Source organism: Leptotrichia buccalis C-1013-b (assembly GCF_000023905.1).
GTDB classification, from domain to species: domain Bacteria; phylum Fusobacteriota; class Fusobacteriia; order Fusobacteriales; family Leptotrichiaceae; genus Leptotrichia; species Leptotrichia buccalis.
This window is the reverse complement of the sequence record NC_013192.1, coordinates 322,568-345,316: the sequence shown is the minus strand read 5'-3', so window position 1 is coordinate 345,316 and position 22,749 is coordinate 322,568. Positions and strand designations below refer to the sequence as shown.

General features: G+C 30.6%; 22 protein-coding genes and 1 pseudogene. 1 reads left to right on the top strand and 22 read right to left on the bottom strand.

Annotated features, from left to right (window positions below):
• Nucleotides 1-57 precede the first annotated feature (57 nt).
• The 4 genes from ylqF to LEBU_RS01730 form a co-directional block, all read right to left on the bottom strand.
• Complete coding sequence (ylqF, locus tag LEBU_RS01745) at nt 58-933, bottom strand: ribosome biogenesis GTPase YlqF (protein WP_012806447.1); 876 nt, start codon at nt 931-933, stop codon at nt 58-60.
• Between the two features lie 770 nt (nt 934-1,703).
• Complete coding sequence (gene rsmI, locus LEBU_RS01740; RefSeq protein ID WP_012806446.1) at nt 1,704-2,402, bottom strand: 16S rRNA (cytidine(1402)-2'-O)-methyltransferase; 699 nt, start codon at nt 2,400-2,402, stop codon at nt 1,704-1,706.
• Between the two features lie 28 nt (nt 2,403-2,430).
• Nucleotides 2,431-3,732: a S41 family peptidase gene (locus LEBU_RS01735; protein ID WP_012806445.1), complete on the bottom strand. Its 1,302-nt coding sequence runs from the start codon at nt 3,730-3,732 to the stop codon at nt 2,431-2,433.
• A 54-nt stretch (nt 3,733-3,786) separates the two neighbouring features.
• A complete protein-coding gene (locus LEBU_RS01730; RefSeq protein ID WP_012806444.1) occupies nt 3,787-4,524 on the bottom strand; it encodes a TlyA family RNA methyltransferase in 738 nt (245 codons plus the stop codon).
• A 419-nt stretch (nt 4,525-4,943) separates the two neighbouring features.
• Here LEBU_RS01730 and LEBU_RS01725 point away from each other — a divergent pair.
• A pseudogene (locus tag LEBU_RS01725) lies at nt 4,944-6,293 on the top strand (ISLre2 family transposase).
• Nucleotides 6,294-6,445: 152 nt separating this feature from the next.
• Here the strand turns inward: LEBU_RS01725 and LEBU_RS01720 are convergent.
• The 18 genes from LEBU_RS01720 to LEBU_RS12355 all read right to left on the bottom strand — a co-directional run bounded on the left by LEBU_RS01720 (nt 6,446) and on the right by LEBU_RS12355 (nt 22,680).
• A complete protein-coding gene (locus LEBU_RS01720; RefSeq protein WP_012806441.1) occupies nt 6,446-6,907 on the bottom strand; it encodes a divergent PAP2 family protein in 462 nt (153 codons plus the stop codon).
• A 26-nt stretch (nt 6,908-6,933) separates the two neighbouring features.
• Entirely contained in the window at nt 6,934-7,272 is a 339-nt protein-coding gene (gene yhbY / locus LEBU_RS01715; RefSeq protein ID WP_012806440.1) for a ribosome assembly RNA-binding protein YhbY, read from the bottom strand.
• Between the two features lies 1 nt (nt 7,273).
• Nucleotides 7,274-9,145, bottom strand: a complete 1,872-nt coding sequence (locus LEBU_RS01710) for a ribonuclease J (protein ID WP_041760480.1) — start codon at nt 9,143-9,145, stop codon at nt 7,274-7,276.
• A 56-nt stretch (nt 9,146-9,201) separates the two neighbouring features.
• Nucleotides 9,202-11,169: a penicillin-binding protein 2 gene (gene mrdA / locus LEBU_RS01705; RefSeq protein WP_012806438.1), complete on the bottom strand. Its 1,968-nt coding sequence runs from the start codon at nt 11,167-11,169 to the stop codon at nt 9,202-9,204.
• Between the two features lie 61 nt (nt 11,170-11,230).
• Nucleotides 11,231-11,587 carry a ribosome silencing factor gene (rsfS, locus tag LEBU_RS01700; RefSeq protein ID WP_012806437.1) on the bottom strand — a complete coding sequence of 119 codons (357 nt, stop codon included), beginning with the start codon at nt 11,585-11,587 and terminating at the stop codon, nt 11,231-11,233.
• A gap of 162 nt (nt 11,588-11,749) precedes the next feature.
• A complete protein-coding gene (locus LEBU_RS01695) occupies nt 11,750-12,463 on the bottom strand; it encodes an RsmE family RNA methyltransferase (RefSeq protein WP_012806436.1) in 714 nt (237 codons plus the stop codon).
• Nucleotides 12,464-12,500: 37 nt separating this feature from the next.
• Nucleotides 12,501-13,514, bottom strand: a complete 1,014-nt coding sequence (gene ruvB / locus LEBU_RS01690) for a Holliday junction branch migration DNA helicase RuvB (protein WP_012806435.1) — start codon at nt 13,512-13,514, stop codon at nt 12,501-12,503.
• 371 nt (nt 13,515-13,885) lie between these two features.
• Complete coding sequence (locus LEBU_RS01685) at nt 13,886-14,512, bottom strand: DUF445 domain-containing protein (protein ID WP_041760478.1); 627 nt, start codon at nt 14,510-14,512, stop codon at nt 13,886-13,888.
• Between the two features lie 243 nt (nt 14,513-14,755).
• Nucleotides 14,756-15,178 (bottom strand): flavodoxin domain-containing protein, encoded by a 423-nt coding sequence (locus LEBU_RS01680; RefSeq protein WP_012806433.1) that lies wholly within the window; start codon nt 15,176-15,178, stop codon nt 14,756-14,758.
• A gap of 67 nt (nt 15,179-15,245) precedes the next feature.
• Nucleotides 15,246-16,442 carry an acetate/propionate family kinase gene (locus LEBU_RS01675; protein WP_012806432.1) on the bottom strand — a complete coding sequence of 399 codons (1,197 nt, stop codon included), beginning with the start codon at nt 16,440-16,442 and terminating at the stop codon, nt 15,246-15,248.
• Nucleotides 16,443-16,581: 139 nt separating this feature from the next.
• A complete protein-coding gene (gene pta / locus LEBU_RS01670) occupies nt 16,582-17,586 on the bottom strand; it encodes a phosphate acetyltransferase (protein WP_012806431.1) in 1,005 nt (334 codons plus the stop codon).
• A 35-nt stretch (nt 17,587-17,621) separates the two neighbouring features.
• The gene (ftsY, locus tag LEBU_RS01665) at nt 17,622-18,812 is read right to left on the bottom strand and encodes a signal recognition particle-docking protein FtsY (protein ID WP_012806430.1); all 1,191 of its coding nucleotides are present in this window, start codon (nt 18,810-18,812) and stop codon (nt 17,622-17,624) included.
• Nucleotides 18,812-19,600, bottom strand: coding sequence for a tRNA (adenosine(37)-N6)-threonylcarbamoyltransferase complex dimerization subunit type 1 TsaB (gene tsaB, locus LEBU_RS01660; protein ID WP_238974497.1), 789 nt, complete (start codon nt 19,598-19,600; stop codon nt 18,812-18,814). The genes ftsY and tsaB overlap by 1 nt, the downstream gene beginning before the upstream one ends.
• A 29-nt stretch (nt 19,601-19,629) precedes the next feature.
• A complete protein-coding gene (gene tsaE / locus LEBU_RS01655) occupies nt 19,630-20,082 on the bottom strand; it encodes a tRNA (adenosine(37)-N6)-threonylcarbamoyltransferase complex ATPase subunit type 1 TsaE (protein ID WP_012806428.1) in 453 nt (150 codons plus the stop codon).
• Between the two features lie 552 nt (nt 20,083-20,634).
• Nucleotides 20,635-21,087 (bottom strand): D-glycero-beta-D-manno-heptose 1-phosphate adenylyltransferase, encoded by a 453-nt coding sequence (gene rfaE2, locus LEBU_RS01650; RefSeq protein ID WP_041760738.1) that lies wholly within the window; start codon nt 21,085-21,087, stop codon nt 20,635-20,637.
• 331 nt (nt 21,088-21,418) lie between these two features.
• On the bottom strand, nt 21,419-22,042 hold the full coding sequence (locus LEBU_RS01645; RefSeq protein ID WP_012806426.1) for a hypothetical protein: 624 nt from the start codon (nt 22,040-22,042) through the stop codon (nt 21,419-21,421).
• A gap of 52 nt (nt 22,043-22,094) precedes the next feature.
• On the bottom strand, nt 22,095-22,430 hold the full coding sequence (locus LEBU_RS12105) for an FtsZ/tubulin family protein (protein ID WP_238974496.1): 336 nt from the start codon (nt 22,428-22,430) through the stop codon (nt 22,095-22,097).
• Between the two features lie 115 nt (nt 22,431-22,545).
• Complete coding sequence (locus tag LEBU_RS12355; RefSeq protein WP_275268826.1) at nt 22,546-22,680, bottom strand: hypothetical protein; 135 nt, start codon at nt 22,678-22,680, stop codon at nt 22,546-22,548.
• Nucleotides 22,681-22,749 lie beyond the last annotated feature (69 nt).

Sequence of the window (22,749 nt, the reverse complement as noted above, 5' to 3'; positions counted from 1 at the left end):
TAACTTACATTACGAAATAGGAGCAATAGCTCCTTTCTTTAAAGTATAAAAATTAATTTACTTTTTTGGATATTCTAAAAAGAATTTTCCAATTTTTCCTATCCTGTAATCTCTTATTAGTCTTCTCGAAATGATTTCATAGTTATGCTCATCATTTTTAGAAATTCCTAATCTTTTTTCCAGAACTTCTAAAATTTTATGATTTTCCATTTTTAAAATTTCTTCAGTATTTATATTCTCTTGCAAATTATACACTTTTATCAAATTATCAATTTTTCCTAAATCTTTTAACTTATCCAAAAATTTCATTGCAATTTGTTCCAACGGCAATACATTATCCTTTATCGAACCAGTAATTGCCAAGTTATAAGCCACTTCATCATCTTCAAATTTGGGCCACAAAACCCCTGGAGTATCCAGCAGTTCTAATTTTTCATCAATCTTTATCCACTGTTTACCACGTGTAAATCCTGGAGTATTCCCAACTCTTGCCTTATTTTTATTCACAAATTTATTTATAAATTTAGACTTCCCAACATTAGGAATCCCAACAATCATCGCTCTTACTTCAGTTTTACGAAGCCCCTTTTTCTTCATCTTTTCCAATTTCTCAGCATAAATTTTATCAGTAATTTTCCGTAATTCATTAAAATTCGTCCCTTTTTCCACGCTCAAAGCCACAAAATAATCAGAAAATTTATTTTCCAAAAAATAATCTTCCCAGACTTTCAATTCTTTACTGTCAACCAAATCCACCTTATTCAGCACAATAATCTTTTTCTTATTGTTCGCCAGCTTTGAAATATCAGGATTTTTACTCGAAAGTGGAATCCTTGCATCCAAAATCTCAATTACAATATCAATTATCTTAAGATTTTCCACAATCAAATCCTTCGTTTTCTTCATATGCCCTGGATACCAGTTTATATTCATTCTTTCATTCTCTCCATTTTCTATCTATTTTATAAAAAAATCTATCTAAATTTTTATTTTTAATCTTAAAATCAAGATTAATTTTAAAATTAAAGATAAAAACTCACAATTTATTCATATTTAAAATCTATAAACCAAATTTTTCTTATATTTTTTAGGTCTTTTCTTTTTTATTAAAGCAAGGGAAATCAATCGCCATTTCTCTTTATTTCGCAATATTAGTTATTTTAACATACTTAAATAATGGTATACTCAAGATAATAGCGAAAGTGCTACGCACTATCCGCTCGTCTAAGAATTTATTAAAAATTCATCATTTTGAGAGTTTTCAGACATGCCCTAGTTAAAAATTATAATTTCTTAAAAAATTTTACAAATTTAATAAGCAAAATTTCGTTAGAAAAAAATAACTAAATACGAATATGTTTCTTTCACCATAACTTTTGTATCAAATACCAGCTATTTGATTTATTTTAACTTTTTATTGTGAAGATGAGCTTTTGGAATTCTCTAAAAATAGCATATATTTATTTATTTTAAAATAACCTATATTCAAAAGCGAGTTCTATTTTTCTTTTATAAGAAAGTTTTCCGTAAAGCGGGAATAGTTCATAGGACTTTCGCCTCAACTATTAAGTGATAACCAGTTAAAATGTTAAAATAAGCGTTATTACGAAATAAGAGGTATGGCATCTGATACCTCTGCATAAAAAAAACTAATATAAAAAATAAGAAATAAAAATTATTAATCAGTATATCTTAAATTAAAATCACTCTGTTTTTATTGTTTTTAAATAAACACCATCATCATTTATTGCCCTTATAAATAAAACAATTTCTCCCTTAATTGGCTTTTCTTCCAGCTTCTCTATAATTTCAGAAACAGTTCCACGGATTATTTCTTCATAAATTTTGGTAAGTTCTCTTGTAATTACAACGTAACGTTCTCCCAGATAGTCCTTTATATCTTTTAGAGTTTTTAAAATTCTGTTTGGAGATTCTAAAATTACGATTGTTCTCTCTTCTTCCTTTAATTTGTTGAAAAGCGTCTGTCTACCTTTTTTCTTTGGTAAAAAACCTTCGTATGCCATTCTTCGCATATCCAGTCCTGAAATGCTTGCACCTGTTACAATTGATGAGGCTCCTGGTATTCCAACGACTTTTATTCCAGCTTTTAAAATTTCATTTACTAGCTCAAAGCCTGGATCTGAAATACACGGCGTTCCAGCGTCTGTTACAAGTGCGATTTTTTTTTCATCTTTTAGAAGATTAATGATGTTTGTAATTTGATGAAGTTTGTTATGTTCATGGTATTGGTACACCGTTTTTTCGATTTCATAGTGAGAGAGAAGTTTTTTTGTAACTCTTGTATCTTCTGCAAAGATATAATCAACTTCCTTCAAAACTTTTATCGCTCTAAAAGTTATATCTTCTAAATTCCCAATTGGTGTACCAACAACATAAAACATATATTTTTCTCCTAAATTTTAATTTCTCTTATTTTTTTATTTTTTTATTCATTTCCTGAATTGCTCTTTTAAGTTGAACATCTCCTGCCGAAATAATTTTAGCGGCTTCTTCCTTACCTTTATCTTTTATAATAATATCTTCTATTTCTTTTTCTCTATTTTTTCTAGCTTGTTCACTATCATTAGCATATCCTTTTAATGTAAGAAGTTCTTCCATTTTAACTTCTATATCTGGCTCAATTCCTTTTTCATGAATATAATTTCCTTTTGGTGTGAAATATTGAGCAATAGTAAGTTTTATTGCATCTTCAGTTCTTAAAGGTATAACTTGCTGAACAATTCCTTTTCCAAAAGTTTTTTCTCCAATGATTGTCCCACGTTTGTAATCTTTAATCGCACCTGTAACAATTTCTGAGGCACTTGCACTTGCTTTATTTGTCAACACGATTAATGGGAAATTACCTAGATTTTTTGAAGTTCTATTATAATTTCTTTGTTGTCCATTTTTATATTTCAAATAAACAATTAAATCTTCTTTTACAAATAGTGAAGCGATATCTTGTGCTTCCTGTAATGATCCTCCTGGATTAGAACGTAAATCTAAGATTAGTCCTTTCATTCCTTTCCCTTGCAAATCTTTAATTGCTTTTTCAACTTCAGCTCCAACGTGATTTCCAAATCTTAACAAGCTCACATAACCAATGTTATTTTCAAGCATTTTGCTTTCAACCATTTCCAGTTTAATTTTTGCTCTTGTCAATGTAAATTTCATTGGCTCTTTTTTACCTTCCCTAACTACTTCCACATCAACTTTTGTACCTTCCTTACCTTTCAAAAGTTTTACTGTTTCATTTGCTGTAAGCGGTAAAATGTCTTTTCCATCAACTTTTGTAACTTTGTCTTTTATTTTAATTCCAACTTTTTCAGCTGGACTTCCGATAAATGGTGAAACAACTTCAAGAGCTTCTCCTTTTTTCTTGTTAATGCTCATTCCGACTCCAACATATTCCCCTTCCATATCTTCAGAAAAGTCTGCTAAATCAGCCTTGGACAAATATTCCGAGTAAGGATCCTTTAATCTGCTTACTACTCCTGCAACAGCTCCTTCATAAAGTTCTTTTTTACTTGGTGTTGCTTCTTTTCCAACAAAATTATTTTCAATAATATTAATTACATCTACAATTCTGTTTAGCTCTGTTGAATCTTTGGTATATCCAGCACTTGTATTTTTGTCATTTCTTGATGTTTTTATTATAGTAGTTGCCGCAAATAAAGGCATACTCACCAATACCAGTCCTAATACCGCCTGTAAAATTTTGTTTTTTTTCATTTTCCCTCCTAAATTATACTTATGTAAAACCTTTAAGTATTTTGTATTATCTACTTAATTTGATTTTATTAACATTAAAAATTCTTTATTCCCCTTTGCTCCTTTTATTGGAGAATCTTCCACGCCAATTAATTCATACCCTTCTTCTTTTGAAAAAGAAATAATTTTTTTTATTGCTTCATTATGATATTCTTCATTTTCAACAACACCATTTCTTCCAATTTTCTCCCTTCCAACTTCAAATTGAGGTTTAACTAGCATTACAATTTTTCCAGATTGTGCAAGAAATTTTTTAAAATATGGAATAACTTTTGTTAAAGAAATAAAAGAAACATCTATTACAATAAAATCAACTTTTTTATTTTCAATATCCTCTTCCTTCAAATCTTTTATGTGCATTTCTTCCAGCGAAACGACTTTCTCATCATTTCTTAATTTCCAGTCAAGCTGATTTTTACCAACGTCAACACTATACACACGCCTTGCCCCATTTTGCAATGCACAGTCTGTAAATCCCCCTGTAGATGCTCCAATATCTAAAACCAGTTTATCTGAAAAATCCAAGTCCCAAGCCTTTATAGCCTTTTCTAATTTTAATCCGCCACGACTGACATACTTCAATTTATCTTTCACACGGATATTTAATTCATCGTTATCTTTAAACATTGTACCAGCTTTTATAACAACTTGTTCATTTACGATAACATTTCCTGCCATTATTTCCCGCTTGGCTTTTTCTCTTGTTTCAAAAAATTCTCGCTCGACAAGGATTAAATCTAATCTTTTCTTCATTATCTTCTCTTTCCAATTTCTCAAACTTAACAATATAAAGCTAAATTTAGAAGTTACGAAAATTTCACATATATCTTTTTTTAGCTCTATTTTAAAAGTTTTAGTATATAATAAAACATATCTCTTATTTTTCTATTTATTTTTGATTACTAATATCATATAGCATAGTCAAAAATTAGCACCGTTTTAAACGGATTTTCCTTAATCCAACTAAATTTTTCATATATCCAGTTAATTCAAAAATATCCTATAAACTTGTTTATTCTATCATATTTTAAGACTTTTTTCAAATTACTGGAATATAAAAGACAGAGTAAAAAAAATAGGGGCAAATAAATTTAATTAAATTTCGAATTAACAAAAAAGAGGAAACCAGTTACAATATAATCGCTAAATCCTATTGAAAGGTGGTTCCCTCTATGATTAGAATATCAAATTTTTCTTCACTTGTAAAGACTTTTTTTAAAAATATTTTTTCTTTCAGACTTCCGTTTGAGCAGCAGTTTAAGCTGTTTGTCACAAAAGCTTTTTGAAACGCTGTTTAGAGTTTATGTCAAAAGAGTTGATGATTACTTCTTTCATTCCAACGAAAGAAAAGATAAGTTTAAAAGCAAAGGATTTGTTAAAAGAACTGTTACCACTGCCTTCGGGGATGTAACTTTTGAACGTCGAAAATATGTAAACAAAAAAACAGGCATTCACTACTATATTGATGAAAAAATTGGACTTAAGCGGTATAGACAGCTTTCTGAAGAGATGATTTTTACTATACTTTTTGAATATCAGCATACTACAGCTTCATTTCTTGCAAAAACTTACGGTATTTCAAGGGCTACCGTGTATAATCTTGTCAATTCTTTTCAAATGCCAAAACTTAATATTGAAAGATTTGAAAGAGATGACAATTCGCCAGTATATATGGAGATTGATGAAGATCATATGAAGTGTAGAAGAAGTAAAAATACATATATGAGGATGGTTGTAATACATCGTGGAATTGAGGAAATCTCCAGAGACAGGAACAAACTCATTGACAAGCACACAATAATGTTTCCTACATCCGTATCGCTTGAGGAAGTGTCGGAGTATGTACTTAACTATCTTGAAAAAAGATACAATATGGACAAAAAGAAACTAATTGTGAACTCTGATGGAGGAATATGGATAGACAGCTTTGTAAGAGAACTTGGAATTTACAAGCCAATACACATTTATGACAAGTTCCATTTAGTAAAAGCCATAGCTGAAATTTCTAAAAGGGACAAGGAAATATCAAAAAATCTTTACAAATGGCTAAAGGGAGACGATTTTAAAGAACTTGAAAACTTTTATGAAAATTTTAAGGAAAAGGAGAATGTAAGTCAGAGAAGAAAAGACCAGACGAAGATGCTGTTTAACCAGTATGAGAAGATAAGAAGGATATATACTGAAGAGGATTACATAGGCTCAAGGACGGAAGCCCTAGTGTCCCACGAATGCTCAAGATTTCTATCAAGTAGGCCAAAAGAAAAGCATTTTCAAGAAGAAAGATAAAGGCAAGAGCGTTATACCACACTTTCTTTGCAAACTATGGAAAAAATAGGGAAAAGGCGTATGAATTGTACTTTAGCAGAAAAAGAACGAGTTCACTAGAAAAGGTAATAGAGATGGAATGCTTGCCAGAAATTGTTAATGAAACAGGGAAAAGCACAAATCTGCCATATTTGAGAGGAGGAGAATGTCCGATTAGGGAAGTTTTGAAAGAAATATCACAAAGTAAAATATTTTAAAAAAAGCAGTCAAAAAAGATTTGTTGTGGTATTTAATGACTGCCCCTATATTTTTTACTCTGTCGAATATAAAAATTAATAATGGAAAAAACACTTCAAAACTAAATTTGAAAGTAAAAAATCACAGCTAAATTCTAACTGTGATTAAATTTTTATCCTAATATATACCCTTTAAATAAAAGTCCTATAACAATTCCCAGAACACTTCCCCAAAATACTTCTACTGGTGTATGTCCAAGCAATTCTTTAAATTTTTCATTAATTATCTCTATTCCTTCGTGATGTTCTATAGCATCTATTAAGGTATTTAAAGCTCTTGCATGTTTCCCAGCCTGCTGTCTGACTCCTGTTGCATCGTACAGCACAATTCCGGCAAAGACCATGGAAATTGCAAATTCAATTGAACTAAGTCCTTTTAGCAAAAATACACCTGTTACAAGGGAAACAACTGTTGAAGCGTGGGAACTTGGCATTCCACCAGTTTGGACAAGTCTTGCCCATTGAGGTTTTTGACCCTTGAACACAGGAAAAAAAACTTTGTAAAATTGTGCTGAAAAACACGAAATCGCTGCTACATCAAGAAGTCTGTTTCCAAATAATATTCCTCCACTCATTTATTTTTTCCTCTCTTTTTAAATTTCTATCTTTTATTTTTTCTGCTTTTTCTAAATTCATTAAATTCAGGTGTAATTTTTGCATCTTTTGTAGTTTTTGGTTTAAAAAATATTAATATCTTTCCAATTCTATCTACAAAAACTGATTTTGTATCTCGAGCAATTTCGTCTGCCATTTCTCTATCAATTTCAACTGACGAATTTTGTAAAATCTTTACTTTTATTAATTCTCTTTTTTTAACGACTTCTGCGATGGATTTCAATACATTTTCATCAATTCCATCTTTCCCAATTCTTACAATTGGCTCTAAGTTATGTGCCAATTTTCTTAAAAAAGCTCTCTCTTTACTTGAAAGCTGTATCATCCTAAACCTCCATTATGATTGGCAAAATTATTGGCTCCCTGTCTGTTTCCTTATTTAAAAACTCTCCTACTTTTGCTCTTAATTTTTGCTTAATCTTACCAATTTCTTTTATTCCTTCATTTTCCATGCTGTTAAGTTCTGCTTTAACAATTTCCTTTGTTTCAGAAAGCAAGCTTTCTGCATCTTTATTATACACAAATCCACGTGTTACAAGTTCTACTTGCTTATTGAATTTTCCATTTCTATATTGTGAAATTGAAATAATAACAATTCCATCATCTGCCAGATTTTGTCTATCTTTTAATACAGCATTTCCAATGTCTCCGATTCCAAATCCATCAATAAATACAGCTCCACTAGGAACTTTTCCAACACTTCTAAAATTACTTTTAGTCAATTCTAATTTTGCCCCATTTTCTGATAAAAGAATATTTTTTTCAGGAACTCCTACCGCTATTGCCAGTTCCTTATGTTTTTTAATCATTGCATATTCTCCATGTACTGGTAGGAAAAATTTTGGTTTTACAAGGTTTATCATTAATTTCTGTTCTTCTTGACAACCGTGTCCTGATACATGGATTCCTATTCCTTTTTCAAAAACTACATTTGCATCACGTTTCATTAACTGATTAATATTTTTAGTCGCAGCCTTCTCATTTCCTGGAATCGGTGTTGCTGAAATTACAACTGTATCTCCTTCCCTTAACGAAATATACTTATGCGTTCCATTTGCAATTCTTGAAAGTGCTGCAAGCGGTTCACCTTGTGTTCCGGTACATAAGATAAGCACTCTATCAGCTGGATATGTTTCAACTTTATCAATATCAATCATTATATCCTTTGGTATTTTCAAATATCCAAGATTTGAACAAATTTCAAAGATTTTTACCATGCTTCTTCCGTCAATTGCGATTTTTCTTCCGTGTTTTGTTGCAATATTTACGATTTGTTGTAATCTATGCACGTGTGAAGCAAATGCAGCTAAAATAATTCTTCCTTCGGCTTTTGAAAATTCGTCTTTCAAACTTTCTCCAACTGTTCGTTCTGATGGTGTAAATCCTGGAATTTGTGCATTTGTACTGTCTGAAAGCAATAAATCCACACCTTCTTCTCCCAGCTGAGCCAATCTTCCAAAATCAAATCCTTCTCCATCAACTGGTGTCAAATCCACTTTAAAATCTCCAGAATGTAAAATTGTTGCTGCTGGAGTTTTTATACAGATTGCATAACAGTCAGCAATACTGTGAGTTACACTTATAAATTCTACTGTAAAGTATTTTGATACTTTTAAGATAGTTCTTCCGCTAATAACTTTTTCTTTTGGCAATTTTGCATCTTTTTTTTCAAATTTTGCTCTTGCTAATGCAAGCGTCAATCTTCCACCATACATTGGAATATTTTCCGAACCTAATTTTTGATAAAAATAAGGTATTGCTCCAATATGGTCTTCGTGTCCATGCGTTAAAAGTAATCCTTTTATTTTGTGTTTATTTGATTCCAGATATGAAAAATCTGGAATAATAACATCTATTCCTAAATGCTCATCTTCTGGAAAAGTCAATCCGGCATCCACAACAATAATCTCATCTTTATATTGAAATGCTGTCATATTTTTTCCGACTTCCTCAATTCCTCCAAGTGGAATTACGTACATCTTTTCTTCTTTTCCATCCACTTCTCTGTCTACGTGTCTGTTCCTGTCGTTTACTCTTGGAATATAACGTATCTCGTTTTTTTCATCTAAATGTCTTCTATTGGTATTTTTTCTTCTAAATCTCTTCATGGAAGATTTTATTTTATTAATATCTTCTTTTTTTGAAAAATTTCTTTTTAAGATTTGATTACCAATATCATTTTTTTCTTTTTCTGACATTTAGTAGACACCTCCTTCTTTCTTTTTATTTTTTTATATTTCTTTACTTTTATACTTTATCTTTTAGCTAATTTTTTATTATTATTTGCTTCCTGAGCTTTTTTCTTTTCTTCCTCTTGTTTTTTCATTTCCTGTTGCGGTTTTTTCAATACATATTTATCTCTATATTTTAATATAAATCTAAGTGCCATATTTCCAGAAGCTACTCCCCCGTATCCTCCACCTTCTACAATTGATACAAAAACAATTTGAGGATTATCCGATGGAAAATATCCTGCAATCCACGAGTGATGGTCACCAAATCCTGAATTTTGTGCGGTTCCTGTTTTTGCTGAAACTGGATAATTTGCTATTTTAAGTATTTTTGCTGTACCTCCTGGTCCACTTACAGGTAATTTCAAGGCATTTTGTAATAATTTTAAATTTTTGTCGCTTACTTTTAATTTTCTTACTACTTTTGGACCATTATTTTCAACTTTTCCTGTATAAGATACAAATCTATCTACAACAGTTGGCTTTAATTGCAGTCCATTATTTGCGATAGCTTGATAAGCTGAAGCTATTTGAATTGGAGTTACAAGTACATAACCTTGCCCAATCGACATATTTATCAAATCTCCAGGTAGCCATTTTTGGTCCTCTTTTTTCTTAAATCTACGTTTTTTCCATTCTGGGCTTGGTAATGTTCCTGACATTTCCCCTGGAATATCAATGCCAGTTTTAGAACCAATTCCAAATTCTTTAGCATATTTTACTATATTTTTTATTCCTACTTTTTGAGAAAAAACATAATAATAGGTATTTACTGACTGCTCAATAGATTTTAAGAAGTTGGTAACTCCATGTCCTGATTTATGCGAATCTCTGAATATCATATGACCAAATCTATATTGTCCTGTTGAAGTTACAGTGGCAGAAGGCGAAATTCCAGATTCCAAAATACCCATTCCAGTTATTGCCTTAAAAGTTGAACCTGGTGGATAAAGACCTGCAATTCCTTTATTTACAAGTGGTTTTGATTTTGAGTTTACTAATTCCATCCATTGATTATCAGGTATTCTAGAACTTAATAAATTTAAACTGATTTCAGGGTTACTAACAAATGTAATAATCTTACCTGTTTTTGCTTCCATTGCGATAAATGCTCCACTTTTACCTGCAAAAGCATCTGTCATATCTTTTTGCAATTCTAAATCAATAGATAGATAAACATTTTTTCCAGCAACACTTTCTGTTGTTTCCATCTGTCTTATAACATTTCCTTTAGCATCAACTTCCACATTTTCTTTTCCATCCTGTCCCTTCATTTCTTTATCATAGGAACGTTCAACACCTTTTTTACCAATCAGGTCACTATTTCTATACCCTTCCTTTTCCAATTCCTTAAATTCTTTTTCACTAATTGGTTTTACATATCCAATAACATGGGAAGCAATAGGATCTTCAGGATAAAATCTTTTATTATACTCCACAATATCAATTCTGTCATTATCGATTTTTTCAATTGCTCTTGCCGCTGTTTCCTTATCCAGATCTTCAATAACAAGAATTTTTTTATCTGTCCCTATTCTTTGCTGTTTAAAAAATCTATCTATCAAATAATCAATTGGATAATTTGTAAGCTGACTTATTTGTCTTATATCGAATATTGTTTCTTTTATACGCTGAGCCGTCATTTTACGCTCTTTTGAAAGTCTGGCATCAATTTGTTCTGCCGTCATATTTTTTATTTCTTTTAATAAAGCTACATCTTTAACTTCCAAAGACTGTGTATGTGAATGCATCAACTGATAACCAGTCGTATTTTTGGCAAGTAGTTTCCCTTCTCTATCATAAATTTCTCCACGTGTGGCCTTTATCACATTTGTTCTGATTCTATTTTGCAATGCCTGTTCAGCATATTCTGAAGCATTTAATATCTGTAATACAAATAGCCGTGCAATTAAAATAAAAAAAACAACTCCTACAAAAACAATAAAGGCAATAAGCCGAACATTTTTCTCTTCTTTATCTAATTCTCTCATAATTTTCCTCTTCAAATTCTATTACAATCTATAATTTGCATTTTAACTTTAAAATTAAAATTTATTCAATTTCTTCTTTATTTTCTTCTGCATTTACACCATTATAAAAATCATCTAGCCTGTAATAATCCCTAGCATCCTTACTAAACACACTAATAACCATATCTCCCGCATCAATAAGTACCCAGTTCGCTTCATCAAGCCCTTCCACATTTCTTACATTATCCAAACTTTTTTTTATATCTGTCGCTATTGCTTCAATATTTCTCGAAGAACTTCCCGTACACAAGATTGAATAATCAAAAAATGGTGATTTTCCTCTCATATCATACACCTTTATATCCTGTGCCTTCTTATCCTCCATAATAGCAATTATCTCTTGAACTTGCTTTTCATAACTGTTATTTATTTCACTCATCCTCTAAATTTCCTTTCTTTAAATTATATTATTTTTTTTTAATCTATTTCACAAGTTTATTTTTATTTAACAAAATTACTACAAATACCACTATCAAGGTATATTATATTATATATTTCACTAATTTTCAATTTATTTCTTACATTTTATCAAAATAAAAAATTACATATAAAAATTGGCAATAATACCACACACCACAATTGCGGCAGTTTCTGCCCTTAAAATACGTTTTCCCAAACTGATTTCTATTGCCTTATTATTTTTTAAAAAATCAACTTCCTCTTGTGCGATTCCACCTTCTGGACCAATTATATATAAAATATTTTTATCTTTCTGTTTTATTATTTCTGATAAAGATTTTGACTCATTGCTATTTTCATATGCAAAAATTATTTTGTCATATTTTTTATAGTCAATTTCCGCAAGTTTTTTTACAGGTAATATTTCAGTAAATTTTACTCCTCTACATTGTTTCAAAGTTTCTCTTGCAACTGTATCCCATTTTTCTTTCTTTTCGTTAATTCTTACGACAACACGTTCAGTTTTTAAAGGAATTATGCTTTTTACACCAATTTCTGTCAATTTTTGAATTGCCAAGTTCATTTTATCATTTTTTAAAATTCCCATCGCAACATCAATATTTATATTTAAAGAATAACTATCTTCATTTTTTTCCAATATTTTTACAGCAACTTCCTTTTTTGAAATTTCAATAATTTTCGTAAAATATTCATATTCTCCATCAATTATCCGCAATTCATCGCCTATATTTAGACGATAAACATTCTGAATGTGATTACAATCTGACTTTTCCTTTATCAAAATTTTCCCATTATTTTCATCAATATTTTCTTTTTCCGCTATTACAGTCAACAATAGCTTTTCACCTCATTTTTTTATTTAAATTTTTACATTATTTTCCTTTTTCACCAAATATTTTTTCAATTCCCAAATGTCTATATCCAAACTCCGTTACAACTCTTCCACGTGGAGTTCTTTTTATAAACCCTATTTTCACTAAATACGGCTCATAAACTTCCTCTATCGTCCGTCTGTCTTCCCCGAGTAAAAGCGACAATGTTTCGATTCCGACAGGCCCACCATTGTACACATTTATAATTGAAAGCAAAATATTCCTGTCTAATTCATCAAGTCCATTATCATCCACTCCCAGAAGCCTTAGAATACCATCAACACTTTCCTTTTCCAAAACACCTGAACCTTCCACCAGTGCAAAGTCCCTTGCCCTTTTCAATAGCCTATTTGCAATTCTAGGTGTTCCTCGGCTTCTTTTGGCAATTTCCGTAATTCCGTCCTCGTCATATGAAATATTAAGAATATTTGCCCCTCGTCGTATAATTTCCTTCAATTCTTCTAATTGATAGTATTCCATCCTATGAGTAACTCCAAATCTATCACGAAGCGGTGTACTTAGCTGTCCTGCCCTCGTAGTCGCCCCAATTAGCGTAAATCGTGGCAATTCCACACGAATACTTCTCGCAGACGGTCCTTTCCCAATAAGAATATCCAGTTCCCCGTCTTCCATTGCAGGATATAAAATTTCCTCCACCGATGTATTCAATCTATGAATCTCATCAATAAACAAAATATCATTTTCCTCCAAAGACGTCAAAATAGCCGCTAAATCTCCCGCTTTCTCCAGTACAGGCCCAGTTGTTATCTTCAAGTTCACTCCCATTTCTGTGGCAATAACTCCCGCAAGGGTAGTTTTCCCCAGTCCTGGAGGCCCATATAGCAAAATGTGATCAAGCGATTCATTCCTCATTTTAGCAGCCTTTATAAATATATTCATTTTCTCTTTCAAATCCTGCTGGCCAATATATTCCTTAAAAGTTCTTGGCCGTAAACTTCTTTGAATATTGTCTTCCCCTAATTCCTTAGGTTCCAATATTCTTTCCTCATTCATCATTTCTCCTCAATATTTTTTTATTTCTTATTTTCCAAATTTTCTAAATTAGATAATAGTTTTTATTTTAAGATATTTTTATTAATAATAATTTTTTTTAGTTTTAATAAATTGACGGAGCTTTTAGTTGTTCAACTACGATTGTTTGACGACTGTAAGGAGGAGTTTCGGAGTTGGACAAATAAAAGTCGTAGTCTAGCCATAGGTATTGCGTAGCAATCTTGCCACAATTTTAATTATCAGTATAAATCTTTACTGCAAGATAAGGATTTGCGGCAATGAGCAATCCTGCAAAAATAAATAAAAAAATTAAAAATTATAGAAAAATATCTATAAACAACATAATCTAAAATAAAATTTTAAAATATTTTTTATATCTGTTTTAGTAATAGCATTATAAAAAACTGAAATAATGCAATTACTCCTCCCAATACTCCGCCAATAATTTCAATATGCTTTAATTCATTTTTAGATACGGATAAAATAATTTGTTCCATTTCTTCCAGTGAAAAGTTTTTCATTTTTTCCAACATTATTTCTTTAAAGTTTATTTTATCTTTTGCGATTTTTATTATCTCTTCCACTATTTCCTCTTTGTTTTCCAAAATTGACTTTTTAAAATATGATTTTATTTTTTCTATTAATGAATCATTTAAAAACATTTTTAATAGCGGATTTTTTTCTAATACACTATTTTTCAGCTTTTCGCCTATAATTTTGTCAAGCAGTTTATCCAGAATATCATCGTTAAAAGCATTGCCATTTTTTAGCTTTTCAGTAATGTATTCCACTGAGATAAGTTCCTTTTCTATTGTTTCAGCAATGTTTACTGAAATTCTGTCCCGATTTTTAGGGATTAGTCCCTGTATTTTAAAAAATAGCAGGTTTATTTCCTTATAAGGCCTGAATAGCAGCTTTATTGCCAGATAATTTGTAAACCATCCTATAAGTATTCCGACAAAAACCATTATGGCAAGCTGTATTAATAAATTTCCCAATTTTTCCTCCATATTTATATTAAATGAGCAATCTTGTAGTGAATCATTAGACCTGTTTGACAACCTAAGTTTTTTTCCACAAGGGGTCAAGACCCCTTGCTTCAGAACATTTGTTTTATCAAATTCTAAATACATATAGTTTTCGAACAAGTCTATTTAAAATTAAACTTAAAAATTATGACTTTTATTCAAATTTTATATTTCCTAATTTTATCAGTTTATTTTATAAAAAATATATGTATACTAACCAACTATTACTCTTCCGTATTCCTTGCATTTCTCAACTTTTTCATCATCATCAACAGCCAGATGAATGATAAGTCCGTCATTTACAATAGAAAATCCTTCATTTATCATTTCTTCACGCCAAGTCTCCATCCATCCGCCTTGTCCCCAGTCATAGGAGCCAAAAAGCCCAACTGTTTTTCCAAGAATCTTGTCTTTTATCCCTTCAATAAATTCTACCATTTCAGGTGCAACTTCTTCTGCTCCTCCAGCAGGCGATCCGAATGCTACAAAATCAGCATTAACTGCACTTTCATCAGCTTCTTCCACATTTATCAGTCTTACAGCGGCTCCAGCATTTTCTGCACCTTCGCCAATGTATTTTGCCATATCTGCAGTATTTCCAGTACCTGTGTAATAAATTATATTTAATGTTGCCATTATTTCCCTCTTTTCTTTATAATTTAAAAAATTATTTAAAGCCAAACTCTAAAGTCTGGCTATTTTCTTATTTCGTTAATTTGTAAGTGTCTCTTGCTATTACAAGCTCTTCTGCCGTTTCAATCTTGTAAATTTTAACTTTTGAATTTTTTGTTGATAATTCCACGTTTCCTGGCAATCTCTGTGCATTCTTTTCTTTGTCCAGTTCAATTCCAAAATATGAAAGCGCATCACAGATATACTGTTTCGCTCCAACTGAATTTTCCCCAATTCCACCTGTAAAGGCGATTGCGTCAATACCGTTCATTGCTGCAACGTAAGCTCCAATATAAAGCTGTATTCTGTAGCAGAACATTTCATAAGCTAAAATAGCTTTTTCATCCCCAGCTTTTTTAGCTGTATCTAAATCACGAAAATCTGAACTTGTTCCTATTATTCCCAAAATTCCAGACTTCTTGTTCATTCTGTTATTCATTTCATCCAAAGATAGTCCTCTTTTTCTCATAATATAAATAACAGAAGCAGGATCTACATCTCCTGTTCTAGTTCCCATCATAACTCCTGCAAGCGGTGTCATTCCCATTGATGTATCTACAACTTTACCATTTTGAACTGCTGAAATGCTCGCTCCATTCCCAAGATGGCAAACTATAATTTTTGAGTCCTCTTTTCCTAACATTTCTCTTGCCACTTCACTTACATATCTGTGAGAAGTTCCATGAAATCCATATTTTCTTACTTTCAAATCAGTATAGTCTTCGTAAGGATAAGGATACATGTACGCCTTTGCTGGCATTGTCTGATGGAAAGCTGTGTCAAATACAACTACATTCTTTTTACCAGGAAGTAATTTTTGAATAACCTTTATTCCCATTATGTGTGCTGGGTTGTGCAAAGGAGCAAGCGGCGCAATTTCTTCAAGATTTTTTATAACTTCATCGTCTACAATTACAGATTTTTCATAATATTCTCCCCCATGGACAATTCTATGTCCTATCGAATCAATTTCATCCACAGTTGAAATTACTCCTATTTTTTCATCTTGAAGCGTTTTTAAAATCAGTTCTACTGCAACAGTATGGTTTTCCATAGGAACTTCCATTTTATCAATTTTTTCGCCAGTAAGCAGATTTTTATAGCTAAAAATAGGATTGGCAATTCCTATCCTCTCACAATTCCCCTTAGCTAATGATTGCTCATTTGTCATGTCAATAAGTTCAAACTTTGCTGATGAACTCCCACAATTTATTACTAAAACTTTCATAATTTTCCCTCCAAATTTTATATTCTTATTTTTAAAATTCCCGAACGCTTTTAATATCAAACTTTTAAATATTTCTAATATTTGAGCAAGACTATTCTACTTTTCTCGTTCAACTTTAAAGTAGTTTTTACACCAAAAATTACATTTCAGATTCTACAGCTGTGATTGCTACAACTTCAACAATATCTTCCACACTGCAGCCTCTCGATAAATCATGAACTGGTCTTGCCAATCCTTGAATTAATGGTCCTAATGCTTTTGCCTTTGCCAATCTCTGTGTCAATTTATATCCAATATTCCCAGAATCCAAATCAGGAAAAATCAATACATTCGCTTGTCCTGCTACCTTAGAATTAGGTGCTTTTGAAGCCGCTACTTCAGGAATAATTGCCGCATCCAGCTGTAATTCCCCATCAAAATCAAAATCAACATTTCTGACTTTTAAAATTTCTATAGCTTCCCTTACTTTGCTTACAGACACTCCATCGGCACTTCCTTTTGTAGAAAACGACAAGAATGCCACTTTTGGCTCTTTTATTCCAGCAGTAAATTTAGCTTTTTCAGCTGCAGAAATGGCAATATCCGCAAGCTGCATAGCTGTAGGATCAGGAATTACTCCACCGTCTGAGAAAATAAATGTTCCGTTATCTCCAAATTCAGGTGTATTCGTTATCATAACAAACGAACTTGATACAGTTTTTAATCCTGGTCTAGGTCCAATTACGTGAATTGCAGCTCTTAAAACATGTGCTGTGGGTGAATTTGAACCTGCCACCATTCCATCTACTCTTCCCTGATGAACCAACATCGATGCAAAGTATCTTGGATCTGACATAAGTATCGCCTTTGCTGTCTCAAATGTCATACCTTTCTTTTCCCTTCTTTTTTTCAAAAGTTCTGACATTGCATCAATTGTAGCACATGAATTAGGATTGTAAAATATCGCTCCTTCCAATGAAACTCCGATTTTTTCCGCTTTTTCCTTCAATGTTTTTTCATTTCCAACCAAAGCTATTTTTGCGATTCCTTCTGCAATAATTTTTTCAGTTGCTTTTAATATTCTTTCGTCTTCTGATTCTGGCAAAATAATCGTTTTGTTCAATTTTTTTGCTTTTTCTTTTAACTTTTCTGTTAATGTGTTCATAACAATTCTTATCTCCTTTATTTATTATTTTATTTTTAATCAAACATAGCTTCTACAAATTCTTTTTTATCAAATTCACGCAAGTCTTCAATTCCTTCTCCAACTCCAATAAATTTAATTGGCTTTTTCAGTTCCGATGTTATTGGGAAAATAATTCCACCTTTTGCCGTTCCATCAAACTTTGTGAGTATAATTCCTGTCAAATCTACAATTTCATTAAATATTCTAGCCTGCTCCAATCCATTCTGTCCAGTCGTACTGTCAATTACAAGCAATGTTTCAAAGTCAGTTTCTCCTGACTGTTCACGTATAATTTTATTTATTTTTTCAAGTTCTTTCATCAAATCACGCTTATTGTGAAGCCTTCCAGCCGTATCCAGTATTGCCACATCAAATCCACGATTTTTGGCTGTTTTCACCGTATCAAAAATTACAGCTGCAGGATCACTTCCATGTGCCTGTTTTACAACTTCCACACCTGTTCTTTTTCCCCATTCCTCAACTTGCTCAATAGCAGCCGCCCTAAAAGTATCTCCAGCCCCAATAATGACCTTTTTTCCGCTATCTTTCAATTTTTTTGCAATTTTACCAATTGACGTAGTTTTTCCAACACCGTTTACACCCACAACTAAAAGAATATTCAGCTTTCCATTTTTTAATTTTAACTTAGTATTTTCTTCATCATTGTAAATCAATTTAGCTTTTAAAAGTTCTTTTAACTCATCGTAAATTTGTTCCGATGTTTTAAGTTTTTTTCGTGAAACTGAACTTTCCAGCTCTTCCACCAGCTGCATCGTCATATTCATTCCAATATCCGACTGAATCAGCAATTCTTCCAATTCTTCATATAAATCATCATTTATTGTTTTTCCTAAAAGCATCTCTTTTAATTTCCCAAAAAATCCTTTTTTCGGAGTTGCCAGTCTATCTTTTAAAGGCTTTAATTTAGGTTTACTTTTTGTTTTTTCATTTGATGTTTCTTCTATTTTTTCCATTTCATTTTCAATTTTTTCTGTTTTCAAATTTTTTTCTTTGTATTCAGCTTTTTTATGATTTTTTCCTAAAATTTCTTCTGCTGTTTCTTTTATTTCCTTTTCAGTTTCAGCTTTAATTTTATCTATTTCACTTTGACTGTCCTCAATTTCTTTTTCTATCTGATTTTCCAAAGTCTCTTTCTGTTTTTCATCTTTTTTCTTTTTTCCAAATTTAAAAAAATTTTTCAGCATTATTTCTTATCCCTTTCCGCCTGTGATTTTTCCAAATAATCTGGCTTCAGATTAAAAATATCAGTTTTTCTCATCACATCGGCATTTTTCAAATTTTCATCTAAAAACATCTGTACAAATGTCATTGTATTAATTTTTAAATTTTTATCTTCAAATATTTTTATATAATTTCCTAATTTATCCAATATTTTTTCCTTATAATTAAAAATCGCATCGCCAACCATATACACTTTATTATTTATTTTACTATTTTCAATTATTTCTTCAATAATTTTGTCAAGTTTGGAAACTTCATAACTTTTTACCATTTCTAATTTTAATTTATTTTTTCCATTTTCATTTTCAAAATTTCCTTTTTTTTGCAAAATCTCATAAACAGCATAATAAACTTTTTCTTTTCGGGAATCAATCAATGAATATATTTTCACATTCTCATTATTTTCAGAATTTTTTTCCAAATTATAATAAGCTTGAAATCCAAGTGCATCCAGCTCATTCACTTCATAAAAATTCACATTCCGTCCAAAAAACAATCCCTTAACAACCGAAATTGCTATCCGAACACCCGTAAACGAACCCGGTCCTATCGAAACAATTACATTTTCAATTTCATCCAGCTTTTTCCCTGTCCATTTCAAAAGGCTATCAATCTGCTCTAAAATCGTAGTAGAATGTGTTTTTGCCATTTCCACATGCATTTCCCCTAGCAGTTTATCATTCTCATAAAGCGACAATCCAGCCAGCTTAGTCGTAGTCGTTATCCCAAATATCAACATATTTTTCTCCATTTTTCAATTTTCTTTATTAATAAACAAATTTATTCTATTTCAAAATCTATTTTTTCTCCATTTTTAAGTGTATAAACAGAAACTTCACGAGCCGTATCCGAATAATGATTTATCTCAACAAACACCGCATCTTCAGGCATTTCCTCCAAAATCTTGTCCGCCCATTCAATAATCACAACACTCCCCTCTTCCCCAATATAATCCTCAAACCCAATCTCATAAATTTCCTCAGAATCATTAATTCTATAAACATCAAAATGATACACAGGCACATCTCCAGAACTATACTCAATCACATAAGTAAATGTTGGACTTTTTACATTCTCTGTAACATTGTAACATTCACAAATCTTCTTAGTAAACGTAGTCTTCCCCGCTCCCAAATCTCCAATAAGCCCTAGACAGCCTCCATTTCTTAATTTTTCTGCTAATTTTTTTGCTAATTTATCTATCTTATCAAATGTTAATATTTTATTTTTCATAATTTTTCTCACTTCTAAATATCAATTAAATTCTATTTTTATACTAAAGTCCATTTAAATAACGAATTTATTACAAACTTTTCTAATTAAAGGATATAAACCTAATATTTCCAAATAATTAAAATATAATTTTCATTTTTTTAATATAGTCTAATATAAACTAATCCGTCGGAGCATTTTTCTGTGCTGGCAAAACTGTTTGAGCATAGCGAGTTTTTTGTCAGTTCAGAAAAATGTCGTAGACTAGCCATAGGTTATTGCGTAGCAATCTTGCCACAATTTTAATTATCAGGATAAACCTTTAATGCAAGATAAGGTTTTGCGGCAATGAGCAATCCTACGAAAATAAAAAAGAAAAAACATAGTAATATGAAAAAATATTTATTACTCAAAATATCTAAAAAATAATAAAAAACAATTTAGTTGAATGATTATAAACTAGTTATTAAACAATCTTATTATAAAAATTTATTTTTATTTTTAAATGAAATTTAGTATTAAATAAAAATATATTTCATTAACAAATATTTCTTCTATAATTTTTAAAATTTTTTATTTTTTATACACTTCAATAATCTTATTAATAATTTCCGTTGTGGAAATGTTATCCACAAAGGATAAAATCTTTACTTCTCCGCCATTTTTTTCAACAACTTTTGTTTCTGGTAAGTCTTCTTTTTTGTAATCTCCACCTTTTACGTGAATATCTGGCTTTAAAATATCCAACAGTTTTTCTGGTGTTTTTTCGTTAAAAATTACTGTATAGTCTACAAATTTTGTACCCAAAAGCACAAAAGCTCTATTTGTTTCACTATTTATAGGTCTTTTATCTCCCTTGTTCACTTTAACCGAAGCATCGCTATTTACACCAACAACCAAAATATCGCCTAAATTTCTGGCTTCTTCTAGATAAGTCAAATGCCCAATATGCAGGATATCAAAAACTCCGTTAGTAAAAACTACCTTTTTCCCAGCCTTCTGAAATCTCACTATTTCATCTCTCATTTTATCAGCAGTCAGCAAATTATCCTTAAAACTTTTTCCCAATTTTCTCTCCAATATATTTATCTATTTATAATTATAACGTATTTAATTCATAATTTACTCAATCCCTAAGTTTATTTAATTTTAAAAAGGTTTGAGCATACATCAAATTATACCACATTTTTTCCAAAAAAAGAAAATTTTTCTATTTTTTTTCAACTTTTATTTTTCTAAATTTTTTAACAAACAAAAAAAGAAAAGTATCAGCCTATTGCCTTTACTTTTCCAAAATTTTAAATCTAATTATCAATTATCTTAGAAACTAAAAGTTATTGTTATCTTAATCAGGTTGTTAATTCAATTTACTTAATAATTTCTTTATAAATTCGCTATGCTTATTTAATGTAACTATAGAAAGAGGGGATTCTATTTCACCCGTTTGAGAATTATATAATGTCATTGTTTGACCATCAAAATCAAGTACACCTATATTTAATAGATGTGTTATACCTGTATGGTCATACTTTGTGCCATCATTTAAGAAACGTTTATCAGATTCATCAATATCTAATAATATTTTTAAAAACGGATAAAATGATTTTGAAATTAAACTCACAATATAAAAATATTCATCCTTACTCACTTCCCCGTTTACTAAAGAGTTAAATGCCAATCCAATTAATTTCAACTTATCATCATCATCGCATGAATCAATTATATACAAAAGTTGCTTAGCTATTTTATAACATTCCTCTTCATCACTAAATTTTTCTTTCCATTTCTGATTCTCATTTATGTACTTAATAAAACTTTTCAACTTTTCTATAAAAATTCTATCATGAATTTGTTTACCAATTTTTATCGTAGAAAATGCAATACCAACAATAGGCAACTTTTTTATAAAACCATCTGAAATAAAATCATCTAAAGTACATTCAGCAAAATTTACTATCACAGACATTATTTCATCTTTCATAATTATACTCCTTTTCTTACTTATATTTCACATTATAATTCAACTTTTTGTCTTATTTGAAAAAATCCGTTATCAGCATTTCCACTTCAATTTTATCTTCAAGCTCAGCATCCATAATGTATCCCCATAGCATATTTATTTGATCTGCTCCAAATTTTTCATTTAATATCATAGTTACCTCCTGTAAATCCGTTAATCCAATATCTGCTCCTACTATAATGCTTAACAGTATCTTTCTCGCTTTTGGAAGATTTTTTATAAAAGGGCTATTTATTATTTGTTTTGTAACAAGTTTTACCTTATCCTGTCCTTCCCCTTTACCAAATGCTGTTATACCTTCTCCTGAATTTTCTAGCATTATTTTAATATCATCAAGATCAAGATTCACTATCCCTTATTTTTTTATTAGATTTGTTATAAATTCTACATGTTTTATAAAAATTTCATCTCTTTTTTCAAATAATTTATCAAAAGTTGCACTAGAATCCGCTTCTACTAATTTTTTAAGAGGCAAAACTATAACAAGTATCAGAAACTTCTTCTAATTTCTTGATTTTCTCATTTTCTCCATTTGAATTAATTGATGTAGCAGCTACAACCACTGTCAATATTTTCATTGTTTTTGCAACTGTTTTCATCTACATCTATTATACTATATTCTCTATAAATTTTACAATACTACAAAAATTACTCATGAGAATTATCTT